At 56.0% G+C, this 18,404-nt stretch carries 17 protein-coding genes; 15 read left to right on the top strand and 2 right to left on the bottom strand.

Annotated features, from left to right (window positions below):
• The first annotated feature begins 8 nt into the window (after positions 1–8).
• The 10 genes from ACYZTZ_RS06685 (at position 9) to ACYZTZ_RS06640 (ending at position 12,413) form a co-directional block, all read left to right on the top strand.
• Positions 9–2,441 (top strand): phospholipid carrier-dependent glycosyltransferase, encoded by a 2,433-nt coding sequence (locus tag ACYZTZ_RS06685; protein WP_461997598.1) that lies wholly within the window; start codon positions 9–11, stop codon positions 2,439–2,441.
• A 12-nt stretch (positions 2,442–2,453) separates the two neighbouring features.
• A complete protein-coding gene (locus ACYZTZ_RS06680) occupies positions 2,454–3,467 on the top strand; it encodes a glycosyltransferase family 2 protein (protein ID WP_461997597.1) in 1,014 nt (337 codons plus the stop codon).
• Positions 3,464–4,255 (top strand): class I SAM-dependent methyltransferase, encoded by a 792-nt coding sequence (locus tag ACYZTZ_RS06675; protein WP_461997596.1) that lies wholly within the window; start codon positions 3,464–3,466, stop codon positions 4,253–4,255. The genes ACYZTZ_RS06680 and ACYZTZ_RS06675 overlap by 4 nt, the downstream gene beginning before the upstream one ends.
• The gene (locus ACYZTZ_RS06670; RefSeq protein WP_461997595.1) at positions 4,252–4,659 is read left to right on the top strand and encodes a GtrA family protein; all 408 of its coding nucleotides are present in this window, start codon (positions 4,252–4,254) and stop codon (positions 4,657–4,659) included. The genes ACYZTZ_RS06675 and ACYZTZ_RS06670 overlap by 4 nt, the downstream gene beginning before the upstream one ends.
• A gap of 2 nt (positions 4,660–4,661) precedes the next feature.
• Positions 4,662–5,945, top strand: a complete 1,284-nt coding sequence (locus tag ACYZTZ_RS06665) for an NAD-dependent epimerase/dehydratase family protein (RefSeq protein WP_461997594.1) — start codon at positions 4,662–4,664, stop codon at positions 5,943–5,945.
• Positions 5,935–7,518: an FAD-dependent oxidoreductase gene (locus ACYZTZ_RS06660; protein WP_461997593.1), complete on the top strand. Its 1,584-nt coding sequence runs from the start codon at positions 5,935–5,937 to the stop codon at positions 7,516–7,518. The genes ACYZTZ_RS06665 and ACYZTZ_RS06660 overlap by 11 nt, the downstream gene beginning before the upstream one ends.
• Entirely contained in the window at positions 7,518–8,627 is a 1,110-nt protein-coding gene (wecB, locus tag ACYZTZ_RS06655) for a non-hydrolyzing UDP-N-acetylglucosamine 2-epimerase (RefSeq protein WP_461997592.1), read from the top strand. The genes ACYZTZ_RS06660 and wecB overlap by 1 nt, the downstream gene beginning before the upstream one ends.
• Positions 8,618–9,772: a glycosyltransferase family protein gene (locus tag ACYZTZ_RS06650; RefSeq protein ID WP_461997591.1), complete on the top strand. Its 1,155-nt coding sequence runs from the start codon at positions 8,618–8,620 to the stop codon at positions 9,770–9,772. The genes wecB and ACYZTZ_RS06650 overlap by 10 nt, the downstream gene beginning before the upstream one ends.
• A gap of 66 nt (positions 9,773–9,838) precedes the next feature.
• The gene (gene cysC / locus ACYZTZ_RS06645; RefSeq protein WP_461997590.1) at positions 9,839–10,462 is read left to right on the top strand and encodes an adenylyl-sulfate kinase; all 624 of its coding nucleotides are present in this window, start codon (positions 9,839–9,841) and stop codon (positions 10,460–10,462) included.
• Positions 10,463–10,577: 115 nt separating this feature from the next.
• On the top strand, positions 10,578–12,413 hold the full coding sequence (locus ACYZTZ_RS06640; RefSeq protein ID WP_461997589.1) for a DUF4915 domain-containing protein: 1,836 nt from the start codon (positions 10,578–10,580) through the stop codon (positions 12,411–12,413).
• A 35-nt stretch (positions 12,414–12,448) separates the two neighbouring features.
• On the opposite strand, the gene ACYZTZ_RS06635 is transcribed toward ACYZTZ_RS06640, so the two are convergent.
• Positions 12,449–12,634, bottom strand: coding sequence for a hypothetical protein (locus ACYZTZ_RS06635; RefSeq protein WP_461997588.1), 186 nt, complete (start codon positions 12,632–12,634; stop codon positions 12,449–12,451).
• Here ACYZTZ_RS06635 and ACYZTZ_RS06630 point away from each other — a divergent pair.
• The 3 genes from ACYZTZ_RS06630 (at position 12,633) to ACYZTZ_RS06620 (ending at position 15,443) form a co-directional block, all read left to right on the top strand.
• Positions 12,633–12,851, top strand: coding sequence for a hypothetical protein (locus ACYZTZ_RS06630; protein ID WP_461997587.1), 219 nt, complete (start codon positions 12,633–12,635; stop codon positions 12,849–12,851). The genes ACYZTZ_RS06635 and ACYZTZ_RS06630 overlap by 2 nt on opposite strands.
• 316 nt (positions 12,852–13,167) lie before the next feature.
• Positions 13,168–14,733, top strand: coding sequence for a methyl-accepting chemotaxis protein (locus ACYZTZ_RS06625; protein WP_461997586.1), 1,566 nt, complete (start codon positions 13,168–13,170; stop codon positions 14,731–14,733).
• A 236-nt stretch (positions 14,734–14,969) separates the two neighbouring features.
• Complete coding sequence (locus tag ACYZTZ_RS06620; protein ID WP_461997585.1) at positions 14,970–15,443, top strand: hypothetical protein; 474 nt, start codon at positions 14,970–14,972, stop codon at positions 15,441–15,443.
• Between the two features lie 113 nt (positions 15,444–15,556).
• Here ACYZTZ_RS06620 and ACYZTZ_RS06615 read toward each other — a convergent pair whose 3' ends face one another.
• Entirely contained in the window at positions 15,557–16,243 is a 687-nt protein-coding gene (locus tag ACYZTZ_RS06615) for an alpha/beta family hydrolase (RefSeq protein ID WP_461997584.1), read from the bottom strand.
• A 109-nt stretch (positions 16,244–16,352) separates the two neighbouring features.
• Here ACYZTZ_RS06615 and ccoN point away from each other — a divergent pair, with 109 nt between their 5' ends.
• Positions 16,353–17,777, top strand: a complete 1,425-nt coding sequence (gene ccoN / locus ACYZTZ_RS06610) for a cytochrome-c oxidase, cbb3-type subunit I (RefSeq protein ID WP_056744275.1) — start codon at positions 16,353–16,355, stop codon at positions 17,775–17,777.
• Positions 17,778–17,787: 10 nt separating this feature from the next.
• Positions 17,788–18,396 carry a cytochrome-c oxidase, cbb3-type subunit II gene (ccoO, locus tag ACYZTZ_RS06605; RefSeq protein WP_150655306.1) on the top strand — a complete coding sequence of 203 codons (609 nt, stop codon included), beginning with the start codon at positions 17,788–17,790 and terminating at the stop codon, positions 18,394–18,396.
• Positions 18,397–18,404 lie beyond the last annotated feature (8 nt).

Genomic DNA, 18,404 nt, shown 5'->3' with positions numbered 1-18,404 from the left:
ACACTGATGTGTTGAACACCAGAGACGATATTTTGCATAGAGATAGCCTGAAATACGCAGTGGTACTGTCCGTTTTATTAGCAAGTACGGCTATCAGCCTGTACGGTTTTTCGACGCTTGAACTTCCGAGTATGAACAGCGACATCCGGACGATATTGCTGTCGGTGGCAGGTCTGACCGCCCTCACTGTCATCACCCGCCAGTCACCGATAGTTCTGGGCTTCGGTTTGATTGCATGCCTGTCCATTGCCTTCGGACAGGCTTGGCCAATGATTGTCGTCGCTGTGTTCGCGCTGTCTTCAACCGTATTCGGCAGATGGATGCTGGGGCAAAGAATATCCGCCGACTGGACCGTCCACTTCCTGATCGGAGCGGGTACGTTTGGCACGCTGACAGGCCTGGCGGCGTACTTCCCGATCAACTACCCCTGGCTGTATTCAGCGCTGCTGTTATTGCCGCTTTTATTGGGGCACAAACACACCACGTCGATATGTCGTGAACTTCTGACGCGAATTCGAGCCGTCCGCCTCCCAGAAACAACAACCCAGACTGTACTTGACGTACTGATTTGTAGCTTCGCATGCCTTTACGTATTGGTAGCCTTCATGCCGGAGGTAGGGCACGACGCGCTGGCTATGCACCTCTTCGTCCCTTCACATCTGGCACAGCTACATCAGTGGAAGTTCGACGCAAACACTTATGTGTGGGCTGTCATGCCCATGCTGGTCGACTGGATCTACAGTATTACCTATATGCTGGCCGGTGAGACAGCATCGCGCCTGACCAACTCCGCATTTACTTTGTTGCTGGCGTGGCAAGTTCGGAACATGACAATTTGGGCCGGAGGAACTGCCACAAGCTCCCGGTGGGCAACCCTTATCTTCCTGTCGACTCCCCTCGCCTTCGCTGAAAGCAGCAGCCTGCATATAGAGTCGGCGTGGACCGCTTTCATAATGGGCGGATCACTCGCGATATTAAAAGTCTCAAGTTTCACACCTGATGCCAAAGAGCGTATGTCGCACCTGCTCCTGGCAGGGACAATGCTGGGCTTCGCCATGGCGGCCAAGGCCGTGACACTGAATATTCTACCGGTCCTCCTGGTTTTTCTCTTGTTGCAATACAAAGCCTGGGCCCTCCAAGGGATAGTCAGGACGCTCATCCTGGGCTGCCTCTGCTTGATACTGGCGGGGGTTACACCTTACGTCTCTGCCTGGTGTCTGACGGGCAATCCCGTCTTCCCGTTTTTCAATGCCATTTTCCAATCGCCGCTATGGCCGAACAAAAACTTCGAACCACCGGCAATCTTCGGCACAGGGGTTACCTGGGATACCCTCTATCGAATGGTCTTCAAGTCGAATCAGTTCATTGAAGGACAAGTTGGCGCGGCAGGTTTCCAATGGCTACTGCTGCCCACGACTGCCGCCGCCCTGGTATTGAGCGGAAACAAAAAAGCGTTGTGCATCCTCTTGGTCGCCGTCGGCGCGATGATCATGACGTTCCACTCAACAGCGTATTTGCGTTATATATTCCCCTCTTTCGCTCTGTTTTCAGTGATTCTCGCCCTGCCCTTCTCCGACAGTAAGGTCTTCCCGCGGACCCTCGCAATCATTGCCGGTGTCCTGTTGGTCCTGACCAATACCCGATTCATTCAGGCGGCGACTTACTATGGTCAAATAAATCCATCTTCGCTGTTCAGTGCGGCCGGTCGAGATGCCTATCTATCAGAGCGTTTGCCCATCAGAAAAATGGTCGACGCAGTCAACGCTTTAAATACCGAACATCATCCCGTGGCGGTTTTTGCGTCCCCCTTGATGGCGGGTTTGAACAGCGATGCCCTTTACACGTCGTGGTACAACGTGAAATGGAAAGCCGAATTCGACGCGGCGACCTCGCAACCAAAACTTACGCAGCTATTACGCCGCCGTCAGGTGGACTGGCTGATTATCGACCTCAAGAACACTCCCAAGGCTCAACTCGAACTACTGCTCAATGTGTCCACTTCGTATGCAAAAAACGGTGATCTGGACCTGCGCAAACTTAATGACACTTACTACGAACGGTTGCTCAACCCCGAGCTATCCAACCTCGAAGGCTGGAGTCTCAGTTCGCCATCGACCTATGACGCGTCTCGAAAAATCCTGACCGTCAATGTAAAGACACCGGCAACACAGCGTGTCGAAGTGATGCCGGGACAACCTTACATAAACAGCGTCTCTGCACGCTGCGCAACGACGCCCACTCCCGGAAGAGTCCAGGCCAACTGGATGGATGCCCAAGACGCCTTCATAACTACCGACATCGAGACGTTTGACTGCACGACGGAATGGGAGACACACGAGATGAACGTAGTCGCACCTCTGAATGCCTCGTCCGTAATCATCTATGCGTCCGGCCATACCGATACTCCTCTGGAGTTCAAATCACTTTCATTCAGACAATAGTCAGCGATATCGATGAACTCAAAAACAGAGCTTTTCACGGAAGAACAACGAGTTGCGGTAGTCATCCCAAGCTACCGGGTAACTGCGCACATCGCAGGTGTCATTGAAGCCATAGGCCCGGAAGTGTGGCGTATCTATGTCATTGACGATGCTTGCCCAGATGGTTCAGGTGGGCATGTGCTGACCTCCTGTACCGACCCGAGAGTCAAGGTGCTGCCCCACGACGTCAACAAAGGGGTGGGCGGTGCAGTAATGACCGGCTATCGAGCAGCCATTGAGGATGGTGCGAGCATCATCGTTAAAGTCGATGGCGATGGTCAGATGGATCCGGCTCTGATCCCGCTTTTTATTGAGCCGATTCTTGCGGGAGAAGCCGACTACACAAAAGGCAATCGCTTTTTCGATCTGGAAGAAGTTCAATCGATGCCGCGGGTTCGCCTCTTCGGCAATGCCATATTGTCGCTGATGGCCAAACTGTCGACGGGATATTGGGATCTGTTTGACCCCACTAACGGGTATACCGCGATTCATCGTGACGTCGCCAAGCTATTGCCCCTCGACAAGGTCAGCCAACGCTACTTTTTCGAGACCGACATTCTGTTCCGCTTGAACACCGTGCGCGCCGTGGTTGTCGATATCCCAATGGAAGCCAGATACGGCGACGAAGTCAGCAATCTTAAAATCTCGAAAATCATTGGCGAGTTTCTATTCAAACACCTGCGAAACTTTACCAAACGAGTGTTCTACAACTACTACCTGCGAGACATGTCTTTGGCCTCGATCGAATTACCGATCGGGATTCTCATGTTCTTGTTCGGGACCCTCTTCGGCAGCTATCACTGGCTTGAATCCGCTCAGAATGCCATCGCGACGCCAGCCGGGACCGTTATGCTTAGCGCTCTGCCCATGCTCTTGGGGTTGCAGTTGATCATGGCATTCCTCGGCCATGACATCGCCTCCGTGCCAAGCAGGCCAAGGCATTCCAGGCGCCGTAAGGCAATGCCATTGCGAGAAAAAAACCTATGAAGGCACTGAGAGATTTTCTAGCCGATCCATCGCTAAAGGCATTGGACGTCGATGGCGTCGAGCGCCTTGAACTTCATGAGAGAGTTCTTGAGCGCAAGCGAATGCTCCGGGAAGTATTCATCGAATTCCATCATTCGTTTCATCGCCTGGCCGACCGGTATTTCAAGGTCAAAGGTCTTGAGGTGGAGCTGGGTGCGGGCATCGCGCCCATGCGCAATTCGTACCCTGAAGTATTGGCCACGGACATTGTCTCCACCGAGCAACTGGACATGGCACTGAATGCTGAATCAATGAGCCTGGACGACCACTCGGTCAAAGCATTTTATGGCCAAAACTGCTTTCACCATTTTCCTCATCCCGATCGGTTTTTCACAGAGCTGGAGAGGACGCTCAAACCAGGTGGCGGGGCCATTTTAATAGAACCCTTTCACGGACCATTTGCCGCTTTTCTCTATAAGCGTCTGTTCAAGTCCGAGGGATTCGACATGCACTTCGAGTCGTGGGAAACACCGTCGACCGGCCCCATGAACGGCGCCAATCAGGCCCTCAGCTATATCGTCTTCGTTCGGGACAGGAACGCATTCGAGCTCAAGCACCCTGGTCTGGAGATCGTCCATCAGGAAATTTGCGGTAATTATCCCCGCTACCTGATTTCGGGCGGATTAAACTTTCGCCAGTTGCTCCCTGATTCGCTGATCCCCTTGATTAAAGTCGTTGAAAAACTGCTTTATCCCTTGCGGCGTGTGCTCGCACTCCATCACATCGTGGTCATCAGGAGGAAGTCTTGACCTTTATCAGGTATGGCGCTATCCAGCTCCTAGCCTATGCGTTGGACATGGGAACTTTTTTGCTTTTGATCTCTTTATTCAAGGATCAACCGGTCCTGGCCAATATCGCCGGCAAAGGGGTCGCCGGTGTGTTCGCTTTCTTTTTGCATCGGTACTTTACGTTCCAGTCGACCCGTGGCAGCGGCAAAGCTCAAGCACTCAGCTACTTCTCATTGCTCGCCATTAATATCCCGGTTGCTTCGGCCTTGTTCAGCGCGGGTCTGTATTTCGTCAATAGCCCTACCCCGGTGAAGTTTGTCTCCGACGTGGTCTGTGTAGTCGTGACTTACTGGATCAGCAAACTGTTCGTGTTTAAGTCCGATGCGCACACGTCTGCCGCGTCTGACCGCACTGAAGGCGTATGACGATGAAGCTGCTCATTACCGGTGCGACGGGCTACATCGGACAACGGCTGACATCTCTCGCGGCAGCGGGCGGACACGAGGTCATTTGCGCCACGCGCCAACCGTGTCCCGCAGCCTATACCTGGCTCGCTTACGACCTGCAGGGGCCGCCCCCTGATTGCCCGACAGGAATTCAGGCGCTTATCCATTTGGCTGCCGATACATCGACAGGCGCTCACACTGGCGCGGACGACGAAGTAAGGGCAGCTCAAGCGCTAATCCGTTGCGCCCATCAAGGCTCGGCCAGGTTCATCTTCATTTCCAGCCAGACTGCCGAGGCCACCGCTCCTAGTGCTTACGGCCGGACAAAATGGCGTATCGAGCAGGAGGTGCTTGCCGCCGGAGGAGTCGTGATCCGCCCCGGACAAGTGTATGGCGGCCCCGAACGCGGGCTGTTTGGTGTGTTGGCAAGACTGGTTCGCCGATTCCCCATCATTCCGATATTAATCCCTGCGCCTTGCGTGCAGCCCATCCATGTCGACGACCTTGCAGCCTCAATATTGGCCGTGGTCGAGCAGGAAGACATTCGCGCCGAGATTTTGAATCTCGGCGCGGTGCAGCCGATTTCGTTTGGCCGCTTTCTCATGTCGATCGCAGTACACCGAATCCATGCCGCTCGCCTGCCAGTCCCCCTGCCGGTGGCACTGCTCAAATTGCTCAGCCTGTCACTCGGGCAATCGCTGAGCACGAAACTGGGCTTGGAGCGGATTTTTTCACTCATCAGTCTCCCGCACATGGACAGCGAGCGCTCCCTGCAAAAGCTGGGTGTCAAGTTGCGTCCCCTTGCTCATGGCATGCACCGCTCTGGCCGTGGCCAACGCCGGCAACTCCTTCAAGAGGCCGCCGTACTCTTGAACTACCTGCTCAAAAACCCGCCGCAAAGAAGCCTGGTCAGTCGGTACGCAAGAGCACTGGAACGCGCAGGCAAAACCCGACCGGTCATCAGCTCACGCCTGTTGATGCGCTGGCCGATACTCCTGACACTCCTCGACAATCACCGCGTCCTGAAGGAGCCCTGCGCTCAGGATCTCTCCTGGCGGCTTCAGGTTGCACTCAGTATTGCCGAAGCCAGCCCCCAGGGAGCGAAGACGTTTCTCGGCACCCTGCAGCAGCGCAACCTTGTCACCACGCTGATAGCGCTGGGATTGACCTCGGTCAAAGAGCTTGTGTGGCGGATATCAACCCTGTTGTGCCGACCCTTTGCCCGCCAGCTTTTTCTTGGAAGGGAAGCCCAGCGTGAAGACTGAATTCGATGTAATCATTGTCGGTAGCGGCCCGGCCGGGACTTCGGCCGCCTATCCGCTGGTTAAAGCCGGCCTGAAAGTACTCATGGTGGATGCCCAGGCCGATGCTGGCTCAGCGGCAGCGCCGACCCGTCCGTTCCTCACCAGCAGGACAAACGACGAGCTTCAGTGGAAATGGATGATCGGCGAAAACTTCCACGCGTTGAATCAACTGGATGCGGTATCACCCAAACTGAAGACGCCGACCCATGCCCATGTCTTTCAGGGGTTCAGCGCGAGCAATCGCATCGAAGCCAACAACTTTATCGGCATAGGATCATTGGCAACCGGTGGCCTGTCGAATGCCTGGGGCTGCGGCGTTGCGCGTCTCCCCGCCAGCGATTTTTCCGATCTGCCCATCGACTACTCCGAGCTGGAGAAGTCCTACGAAACGGTCTCTCGCCGGATCGGTATCAGTGGTCAGATCGACGACGATCTTTCAAGCTACTTCGGCCTCGATGAGTGGTCGCAACCGCCTTTGCCACTGGACAAACTGCATCAACGACTACTTGATAACTACACTCGACGCCGACAGGCGTTTCCCGATTCGGGGTTTCGTCTTGGCCGCTCCAGGGTGGCAGTCTTGAGCCAGCCTCTGGAAGAACGCAAAGCCTGCGATCTGTCTGGAAACTGCTTGTGGGAATGTGAGAATCGGGCGTTGTATTGCGCATCGCAAGAGCTTCCGAAACTCAAGCAATACCCGGGATTCCAGCACGTTCAAGACTTCCTGGTGGATGACCTCTTGAAACAGGACGGTTCGTGGGCAATCACCGACCATCGCTCCTCCCGACGGTTCTCTGGTACGCGCCTACTGCTGGCGGCAGGAACTCTTGCGTCGACCAGACTCGCCCTTAAGCACCTGAATTATTCAGCTCCATTACCACTGTTATCGTCGCCAACGGCAGCCTTCCTGCTATGGATGCCGAAAATGCTCGGCACCCCAAGAGTTTCGGCGTTTGGTCTGGGCCAGCTATCGTTCGCCCTGGAGCTGACTTCTGATGCTACGGCTTTCGGCTCGACGTTCAGCACCACAGGCTTGCCGATGAGCGAGTTTGTCAGCCGGGTTCCGATGAGCAAACGCTATAGCATCGAACTGCTGAAAAACCTGCTCAGCTCTTGCCTTGTCGGAAATATCTTCCTTCCTGGCCACCTGTCCAACAATACGGCAGCGTTGCGCCCCGATGGTTCGTTGAGCATCAACGGCGATCTGCAACCAGAGATACCGACGCTCATGAAAACTGCCGAGGCAAAGCTGCGTCGAATCTATTGGAAAATGGGCGCGCTGTTGATGCCCATGAGTTTCACCGTCGGAAAGCCAGGGGCGGATATCCACTATGCGGGAACCCTCCCCATGCACTCGATGCCCGGGATCGGGCAGACCGATATCTTTGGCGAAGTGGCGGGACTTCCCGGCATACATATTGTCGACGGGGCTTGCCTGCCCAGCCTTACCGAGAAATCGCACACCCTGACTATCATGGCCAACGCGGACCGGATAGGGCGTTCACTTGCAACAACGATAGGAAATCAAAAGTAATGATTCGTAAGGTACTCTGCATCGTCGGCACACGTCCGGAAGCCATCAAAATGGCACCTGTGATCAAGGCTCTGCAGGCAGAAAAAAATATCGATTGTCGGGTTCTGGCCACCGCCCAGCATCGCGGCATGCTTGACCAAGTGCTTGAGTTCTTCGGAATTACTCCCGATCTGGACCTGGACATCATGCGCCCCAATCAGTCATTGACGACGCTGACCGCACGTTTGCTACTGGATCTGGATGGCGTCCTGCAGTCCGAGAAACCGGATGTAGTGCTGGCTCAAGGTGACACGACCACCGTGATGAGCGCTGCGCTGGCGTGTTTCTATTTGCGGATTCCTTTCGGTCATATCGAAGCAGGCCTGCGCACCGGGGATATCTACAACCCATTCCCCGAAGAAGCCAACCGAGTGATCGCCGGTAAACTGGCCCGCTGGCATTTCGCACCGACTCAGGGTTCCATGGACAATCTACTGCGCGAAGGCGTAGCCCCAGCGAATATCACCATGACCGGCAATACCGTCATTGATGCTTTGCTGATGACTGCTGCGCGGACGCTGCCACTCGATATCGAGCTGGATTCGAGCAAACGTCTGGTACTGGTGACTTCCCACCGTAGAGAAAACTTCGGTGAACCGTTCCAGAATATCTGCCAGGCACTCAAGAGCCTGGCAGAACGGAACCCGGACATCCAGATTCTTTACCCCGTACACCCCAATCCGAACGTCAAGGATGTCGCATATCAGTTGCTCGGCCAGACACCGAACATCATTCTGTGTGCGCCACTGGATTACGCACCGTTCATTGCCGCGATGAAACGCTCGTACCTGATCATCAGCGACTCCGGCGGCGTGCAGGAAGAAGCACCAGCCCTCGGTAAACCCGTTCTGGTACTCCGGGAGGAAACCGAACGCCCGGAAGCGGTCGACCTTGGCGTGGTCAAGCTGGTAGGTGCCAACCGAGACACCATCATCGAACAAGCACAACGTTTGCTTGATGACCCTCTGGCTTATCGGAGCATGGCACGTGGGGTTTCCCCCTATGGCGACGGCAAGGCCGCAGCGCGCATAGTCGGCGTTTTAAGGCAGCACTTCCAACAATGCGAATGATCTACTTATCCCCGGTGCCGTGGGCCAGCTTCAGCCAGCGCTCGCATCATTTCGTCAACTGGTATCACAACCAGACCGGGGAGTCCGTGTTCTGGATCGATCCGTACCCGACACGCTTGCCATCGCTGAACGATTTCAGACGCAAGCTGCCTGTTGCCGATCAGCAAAGCGTCAGCGTTCCGCCCTGGCTGCAGGTCTGCAAACTCCAGACCTTACCGATCGAGCCCATTCCGGGCTCGGCGATGCTACTAAAGCAACTCTGGCGCAACATTTTCAAAAAAACCGCGGCGTTTTCTGCGGGAGGACCGTGCATGATTTGTGTCGGAAAACCCTCCGAACTAGCGCTGCAGTTGCTGTCGCGCATGCCTGAAAGCTATGCCGTCTACGATGCCATGGATGACTTTCCGGCCTTTTATCAGGGCCTGTCACGGTGGTCCATGGAACGTCGCCAGGAACACCTCATTCGTCGGGTATCTAACGTGCTGGTGTCCTCCACGGCCCTTCGCGACAAGCACTTGAGCGTGACGGACAAGGTAGAACTGGCCCTCAATGCCTGTGACGTGCAGGAACTGGCGCCGATCGAGAGTCTTGACCTGGGCGCAAAACAACAGGTACTCGGCTACGTCGGCACGGTGGGCCGGTGGTTCGATTGGGATCTGGTCATTGCGCTAGCACGAGCCAATCCTGAAAATAAAATCCGGCTGATCGGCCCCATATTCTCTCCGGCGCCTTGCGTATTGCCTGCCAATATCGAGCTGCTCCCCGAGCGCTCCCACGCCAGTGCAATAGCAGCCATGGCAACGTTTTCGGTAGGATTGATTCCTTTCAGACTCAGCCGGCTGACCGCTTCGGTCGACCCGATCAAATACTATGAATACCGCGCCCTCGGCTTGCCCGTCATATCCACCCGTTTCGGTGAAATGGCGCAACGTGGCCAAGAGCCTGGCGTTTGGATAGTGGATGAAGGAACTGATTTGCGTAAAACCACCCTTGAGGCGCTCGCCAGTCACAGCGATCATTCAACTATTCATCAATTTCGCCAGAACAATCTCTGGGCGAACCGTTTCTCTGCGACGCACATGCAAACACAGGTATACGCCGCTCGAACCGAGTTCGACCTACGCACACAGCAAAACCCGGCGTAGCGCTGTTTTGACGTCATCGCGCTCCCCTAAACCCGCTTCAACATTACGATTGGATTGAGTCATTTCATGGCACATAAACAACCTAACCTTCTGGTATGGCATGGCAGCCAGGTCACTGCCGAGGAACGACGTCAACTGTTGGGCCAGAAGCCTGTAACGCTTTGGCTCACGGGACTTAGCGCTTCGGGCAAGTCTACCCTCGCCTACGCTCTCGAACGGTCCTTGATGGACATGGGACGCATGTGCTTCGTGCTTGATGGCGACAATGTCCGTCATGGACTCAACAACAATATTGGATTCAGCCCGGAGGATCGGGCGGAAAACATCCGCAGAGTCGCGGAAGTAGCGAAACTGATGAACTCCGCCGGCATGATCGTCATCGCGGCCTTCATCTCCCCCTTTAATCATGACCGCCAACAGGCACACGAAATCATAGGCGCTGCCAACTTTCGGGAAGTACACGTCAGCACTTCTCTGGCCGTTTGCGAGTCTCGCGATCCAAAAGGGTTGTATAGCAAGGCGAGAGCGGGAACCCTGGCGGAATTCACTGGCATCTCCTCGCCTTATGAAGCACCTGAGCAGCCTGACCTGAGAATCGACACTAATATTTCGACGCTGGACGAATCGGTCAATCAACTGCTCGCCATAATTGATCCCAACTACCCCCTCAGGATTCAAAAACCCTCATAGCTGCTGATAACGCACAGCTGATAGTTCGCATCAACGAAGCGACTACTTCTATCATGGCCTCGTTTACAGCCGCATCTTTTTACCCTTCCCTGCCTGCCTCAGGAACACGCCAAGCATGCCCAATGCATTCGAAAATCTGCTGATTTCCTCGCCCAATGGAGGGGGGCTGCTCCTTATCCACAATGGCCTGGTATTTCGTCTGGACGACATCAACACCACGGGCATCAGCCTTAGTGGTGACAAATTTTTGAGGGGTTTTCAGCCTGAGGGGCTGGTTTTTTACCAGGGAAACCAAACTTCAGAGGACTCGGGAACGTCAATTCCCGACATCCATGATGTGCTCATCGTGGACTCTTCTCTCTACGCTGTAGGGACGAACGCTAATGAAGTCCTGCAGTTGGATATGAATGCAATCCCGGTGCGCCGATGGACCTTTCCCGGTGAAAACGACGCAAAACATATCAACTGCCTGGCGCTCTGGAATCAGCGCATAGTCTTTAGCGCCTTTGGTGACTTCACGGACCACCGTGAGTACAAAGGCAATACAACCCAAGCCGGTTTCGTCCAGGATTTGCACACTGGAGAACGCTTGATCGAGGCGTTGTCGCAACCCCATAGCCTGGTCCCGTTTGGCGACAAGCTGTTACTCGCCAACTCCGAAACCAGGGAGTTACGGGAATACGACGGCAGCGCAAAACTGTTGCGAAGCAAAACGCTGGACGGTTACACCCGAGGTATCTGCGTTCAGGACAACATTCTGTACATCGGCTTGAGTCGCTCACGCAATATCGATAGCAGTGCCATCGTGAATGCAAACCTGGTGGCACTGGACCTTCAAAGCTGGGAGGAACTGGGGCGCATAGAACTCCCGATATCGGAAATTTACTCGGTCCTGCCCATTGAGGATATCGACGCACTCCCCTCTGTACTTGCTGGCATCAGCCAGCGTGCAGCCGTTGATTATCGACACGCCATAAACACGCGCGACGAACAAATCCAGGAGCTGAAGAACAATAACGAGCGGCTCACGCTGATGGAAAAATCCCTGACTGAGCACCTCGATACGCGAAACAAGCAATACACCGAACACGTCGTCGCCTTGACTGAACGAGATACCCGTATTGTCGATCTGGCTCAAGGAAGCGCAGCGCTGATGCACGAGCTAGAGCAGTCTGCGGCGCTCCGTGCCGACGATAGCCTCAAGCTTGTGCAAAGCCAGTCATACATCCAGACGCTCGAAGCTGACCTTCAAGAGTATGCTCAGCAGTCCTTGATCCTGCAGCAGCACTCCAAAGATATCGCAGAGCAACTGCAGGAAACCCTTCCTCGCATCCATATCCAGGAACAACAGATCCAGGACTTGACAGCCACCCGGGCAAAAAACAATGAACGCATCGCCGAGCTCATCGCCCAGGACCAGCAGACCAAACTGCAGTTGGATCAGACCACACAGGATCTCCTGATCGAGAAACAACAGCTCCTGCTAATGACGGATGTGATTCAGGAAAAAAAGCAACAGCTAGAGGCCGCACAAATGTTGTTGGCCGATGTCACGAGGAAGAACAACGCGGAACTGGAAGCGGCCCGCGTGGCGTTGGCTGATGTAACGAGGGAGAAGAACGCACAACTGGAAGCGGCTCGCGTGGCGTTGGCTGATGTAACGAGGGAGAAGAACACACAACTGGAAGCGGCTCGCGTGGCGTTGGCTGATGTAACGAGGGAGAAGAACACACAACTGGAAGCGGCTCGCGTGGCGTTGGCTGATGTAACGCAGGCAAAAGACGATCAACTCGATGCACTGGGGGCTTCACTGGCAGAGCGCGATTCGCAAATGAGCGTCATGAGCCAACAGCTCGAAGCAATTACGCAAATCAACCGCGTCCTGCTCGAGAGCCACTCATGGCGCTGGACGCGCCCGCTGAGAGACCTTCGACGCCTGCTCAGGCTTTAAATCCAGCACGCCTCCGATACCGCAGATCAGAGGCGCTAAGCCTTTGACTCCATCAAACAGGTCAGCGAATTGGGAGGACAGAAAAGCGCCTCGTACAACCATTTTGTCAGGCGCTTGATGCCCTTCGGGCCGGCATGATCATGATCGGCAATTTCTTCGTCGCTAAAACCAATTTCGTTCATATAAAAGGGGGCGTACGCCCGTTGGTTCTTCCAGATCATGATCAATCATCTGATGCTCGATCGGCGCAGCCTCGATGATGAATATCGGCGGCGTCCCGGCGTCCCGGACAATATCAGCGAAATTACGCTGATAGCCAACGACCTCTTCCTGCAGTTTTTGCCCATGCCGGTCTCGCCAGACCACCAGCCCCTTCCTCGCAGGGTAGTCACCAGGCACACGCCATCGCCATTGCTGAATATCGCGATCCAGCGATGAATTGAAATCCAATATCAGCACGTCACCCCATAAATGATGCAACCATACTGATCACACCAAAATACGAGACCTGGCACGCTCACCTACAGCCACACCGTGACCACTCGGCCAAACTCATGGCCAAGCTTACGTTCGCAGAAATGCCTTGAGTACAAATCGGCGGCGAATCGTACGCTGCCAAGCACTGAGCTCTGAGTGTTACCAACAACGCATTTCTGAGACACAGCACCCACTATTGAAAAATATTTTCAATAAATCCCCCCCATTGCCGACAACCTGACAAAGCCTTGCAAAGTCTTGCGGATTAAAAAACACCATGCGTAATAACCAGCCCAACACACAACGCGAACGGACCTTCCCGGCTCAGCAACGGTTGATTTCCACCACCGATGCCAAGGGCGTGATCACCTACTGTAACGACGCCTTCGTCGAGATCAGTGGGTATTCTCGTGAGGAACTGATCCGTGCGCCGCATAACCTGGTCCGTCACCCTGACGTCCCGGCCGCGGTGTTCGCGCACATGTGGGGCACACTGAAACAAGGCTTGCCATGGATGGGCATTGTCAAGAATCGCTGCAAGACCGGTGATCATTACTGGGTTAACGCCTATGTCACGCCGGTTTTCGAAGGCAATCAGGTGGTCGGTTACGAATCGGTACGGGTCAAACCCACCGCCGAGCAGATCCGCCGTGCCGAAGCGCTCTACCAACGCATCAACCAGGGCAAGTCGGCGATTCCTTCAACAGACAAATGGCTGCCGGTGCTGCAGGACTGGCTGCCGTTCATTCTGGTCAGCCAGCTGAGCTTCATGATCGGTGCGTCGCTCAACTCCCAATGGGGTTTTGCGTTGGCCGCCGGCCTGTCGGTGCCATTGGGTCTGTTGGGGTTGAGCTGGCAACAGCGCGGCCTCAAGCGTCTGCTGCACTTGGCCGGACAGACCACCTCCGACCCGCTGATCGCGCAGATGTACACCGACAGCCGCGGCGCTCAAGCACGCCTGGAGATGTCGATCCTCAGCCAGGAAGCCCGCCTGAAAACCTGCCTGACCCGTCTGCAGGACACCGCCGAGCACCTGAGCGACCAAGCGAAACAGTCCGACACCCTGGCGCATAAAAGCTCCAACGGTCTGGAACGCCAACGCGTCGAAACCGAGCAAGTGGCCACCGCCGTCAATCAGATGGCTGCCACCACGCAGGAAGTCGCCAGCCACGTGCAGCGCACGGCTGATGCGACTCAGGAAGCCAATCGCTTGACCGGTCGCGGTCGCGACATCGCCGGGGAAACCCGCGAAGCCATCCAGCGCCTGTCGGTGGTGGTCGGTGAAACCGGTCTGACCGTGACCCAACTGGCCAAGGACAGCGACGAAATCGGTGGCGTGGTCGATGTGATCAAAGGCATCGCCGACCAGACCAACCTGCTGGCCTTGAACGCTGCTATTGAAGCGGCCCGTGCCGGTGAGATGGGTCGTGGCTTTGCGGTGGTCGCCGACGAAGTCCGTCAACTGGCGCAACGCACCAGCGAATCCACCGGGCAGATCCACGCCCTGATCGCCAAGCTCCAGCAAACCGCCAGCACGGCGGTGCAAACCATGGAAGCTGGGCATCGCCAGGCCGAAGAAGGTGTGGCGCGGGTTCTGGAAGCAGATCAGGCACTGGTGGGGATCAGCGAAGCGGTGGCCAACATCACCGATATGACCACCCAGATCGCTGCGGCGACTGAAGAGCAAAGTGCTGTGGCCGAAGAGATCAGCCGCAACATCAGTAACATCTCGCACCTGGCGGATCAGACCTCGGAACAGGCGCAACACTCGGCGTTGTTGAGTGAAGAGCTGACGAAGACAGCGAATACCCAGTATTCGTTGGTGGAGCGGTTTAACCGCTGATCTCTGCAAGCAGGGCAAAAACCCGGAAGGTGATACTTCCGGGTTTTTTATTGCGTCAGGGAAAGCAATACCGAGGCGCGCGATTGGACGTTGGCAAGCGTCATACACATCTAAAACCCGGTGTATAGCTGTCAGGTTTGACAGTAGACGCACCCGCATGGGCGGGATATCAATCGAGTGCCGACATACCCGTCGGCATTTGCTTCATACCCATGTGGACAGAGAAGGATTTCGCAATGAGCACAAAAGATATTTTCATCCCGAAAGAGAACAGCATTCAGGCACCGGGAAACGATTTTCACTGGAGCTTAGGGGCTGACCCGATACCTGCGGAGAACACCACTTTTTTCCGAAGCCTGTTCGAGCCTACCGGCGAAAAAAGCTGGGTCTTCGACGGCTCTACTGGCTCGGGCGATGAAGAGAACTTTTTCAGCTTTCTGTTGATGGTGCCTTACATCGACGACAACGTGCTGGAGTACACCTACAAGCTCGGGGACGGGAAGGGTCTGCATTTATCCCATAGCCACTCGATCCCCGCCCCTCCTGGATTCACCGGTTTTAGAACCGTCGATGCGGATGATGCCGAACTGACAATCACACTTGACCCGATCAAGGGAACGGTACAAGGCGATTTCAACGCCATTTTCAAAAGCGAAGGCTACCGCTTGAAGCCAAACGGCACATTCAAACTGACAAGAGACGATCAATGAAGGATGTCGTCTGCTAAACCGCTATCGCGAGCAGGCTCGCTCCCACAGGAGAATGCATTCCAAAGGTGGGAGCGGGCTCGCTCGCGAAGAGGCCCTGACCGGCACCGCAAATATCACAGAAGAAACTCAGCCACCTTGCTCGCCGCAGCCGTGAGATGCTGCTCATGTGTAAACCCCGAAGCCTTCAAAGGCTTCAAATCATGATCTCCCGTCACCAGCCAGATCACTTCAATGCTCGGGGATAAACTGTACCCCTCGACCGCCTCACGATTGCCCAGCGCATCACGCTCACCCTGAACGATCAACGTCGACGTCTTCAACCCGGCCAGATGCTCGACTCGCGGCTTCTCCGGTTTTCCCACCGCATAAAACGGATACCCCAGACACACCAGCGCATCCGCGCCCAACTCATCCGCCAGCAAACTGGCCATCCGCCCGCCCATGGACTTGCCGCCAATGGCCAGACGTCCAGCGACATGGCGTCGCACCACGGCATACACCTCACGCCAGCACTCGAGCAGTTTCGGGGCCGGGTTCGGTGGGCGTTTGCTTCCATCGACACGCCGTTGCGCCATGTACGGAAACTCGAAGCGCAGCACGTTGATCCCAGATGCAGTAAGGCGCGCAGCCATATCGTTCATCCAGCCGCTGTCCATTGGTGCGCCCGCGCCATGGGCGAGAATCAGCGTCACAGGTTCCACCGAGGCCTTTGAAGCCGCCTCATTCCACAACCATCCATGATCCTGCACACACCGCGCCCATTGATCCCCGTCAATACTGGCCTTGTGCTCTTTGTCCATGCTTGCCTCGCTTTTAGTCTGCCTATAACTCCAGGCGAAGGGAGCGTCTGCCGTGCGGCTTACTCGCAAAGACAGGCCTTCACTTCGGCTGAACCGTGGATGGGGAACCATGAACACTTCTATCAGTACCGCCTACAACTACAAGGTGGTCCGCCAATTCGCCATTATGACGGTGGTGTGGGGCATCGTCGGCATGGGGCTCGGGGTTTTTCTCGCGGCTCAATTGGTCTGGCCTGAACTCAACTTCAATCTGCCGTGGACCAGCTTCGGGCGCCTGCGCCCGTTGCACACCAACGCGGTGATCTTCGCCTTTGGCGGTTGCGCCCTGTTCGCCAGTTCGTTCTATTCGGTGCAACGCACCTGCCAGACACAACTGTTTGCGCCAAAAATCGCCGCGTTCTGCTTCTGGGGCTGGCAAGTAGTGATTCTGCTGGCCGCTATCAGCCTGCCGCTGGGTTACACCAGTTCCAAGGAATATGCCGAGCTGGAATGGCCGATCGACATTCTGATCACCATCGTCTGGGTTGCCTACGCCGTGGTGTTCTTCGGCACGCTGGCCAAGCGCAAAACCAAGCACATCTACGTCGGCAACTGGTTCTTCGGTGCGTTCATCATCACCGTGGCGATTCTGCACATCGTCAACAACCTTGAGCTGCCGGTGAGTTTCACCAAGTCCTACTCGGTGTACGCCGGTGCGACCGATGCCATGGTTCAGTGGTGGTACGGGCACAACGCCGTAGGCTTTTTCCTCACTGCCGGTTTCCTCGGGATGATGTACTACTTCGTGCCGAAACAGGCCGAGCGTCCGGTGTATTCCTATCGCTTGTCGATCGTGCACTTCTGGGCGCTGATCACCCTGTACATCTGGGCCGGTCCGCACCACTTGCACTACACCGCGCTGCCGGACTGGGCACAGTCGCTGGGCATGGTGATGTCACTGATCCTGCTGGCACCGAGCTGGGGCGGGATGATCAACGGGATGATGACGCTCTCGGGCGCCTGGCATAAGTTGCGCAGCGACCCGATCCTGCGCTTCCTCGTGGTCTCGCTGGCCTTCTACGGCATGTCGACCTTCGAAGGGCCGATGATGGCCATCAAAACGGTCAACGCCCTCTCCCACTACACCGACTGGACCATCGGCCACGTTCACGCCGGCGCCCTCGGTTGGGTCGCGATGATCTCGATCGGCGCGCTGTACCACATGATCCCGAAAATCTTCGGCCGCACGCAGATGCACAGCATCGGCCTGATCAACGCGCACTTCTGGCTCGCGACCATCGGCACCGTGCTGTACATCGCGTCGATGTGGGTCAACGGCATCGCCCAGGGCCTCATGTGGCGCGCTATCAATGAAGACGGCACGCTGACCTACTCCTTCGTCGAAACCCTGGTGGCCAGCCACCCAGGCTTCGTCGTGCGCCTGGTAGGCGGTGCGATCTTCTTCAGTGGCATGTTGCTGATGGCCTACAACACCTGGCGCACCGTGCGGGCCTCGCAGCCTGCCGAAGTCGCCGCTGCTGCGCAGATCGCCTGAGGAGGCCGCCATGAAACACGAAACAATCGAGAAAAACGTCGGCCTGCTGATGTTGCTGATGGTGCTGGCCGTGAGCATCGGCGGTCTGACCCAGATCGTCCCGCTGTTCTTCCAGGACGTGACCAATAAACCGGTGGAAGGCATGAAGCCCTACACCGCGCTGCAACTGGAAGGTCGCGACATCTACATCCGCGAAGGCTGCGTCGGTTGCCATTCGCAGATGATCCGTCCGTTCCGCGCCGAGACCGAACGCTACGGCCACTACTCGGTCGCCGGTGAAAGCGTCTGGGATCACCCGTTCCTGTGGGGCTCGAAACGTACCGGTCCGGACCTGGCCCGGGTCGGCGGTCGCTACTCCGAAGACTGGCACCGTGCGCACTTGTACAACCCGCGCAACGTGGTGCCGGAATCGAAAATGCCCGGCTATCCGTGGCTGGTGGCCAATCAACTCGACAGCAGCCACACCGAAACCAAGATCCGCGCCATGCGCACGTTGGGCGTGCCATACACCGACGACGACATCGCCGGCTCAGTCGCCTCGCTCAAGGGCAAGACCGAAATGGACGCACTGGTCGCTTACCTGCAAGTGCTGGGCACATCCATCAAGAGCAAGAGGTGAGCCATGCC

It is taken from the genome of Pseudomonas sp. LB3P58 (assembly GCF_054897895.1).
Note: the sequence above shows the minus strand (reverse complement) of the source record. Positions and strands in the feature narration are given on the sequence as shown.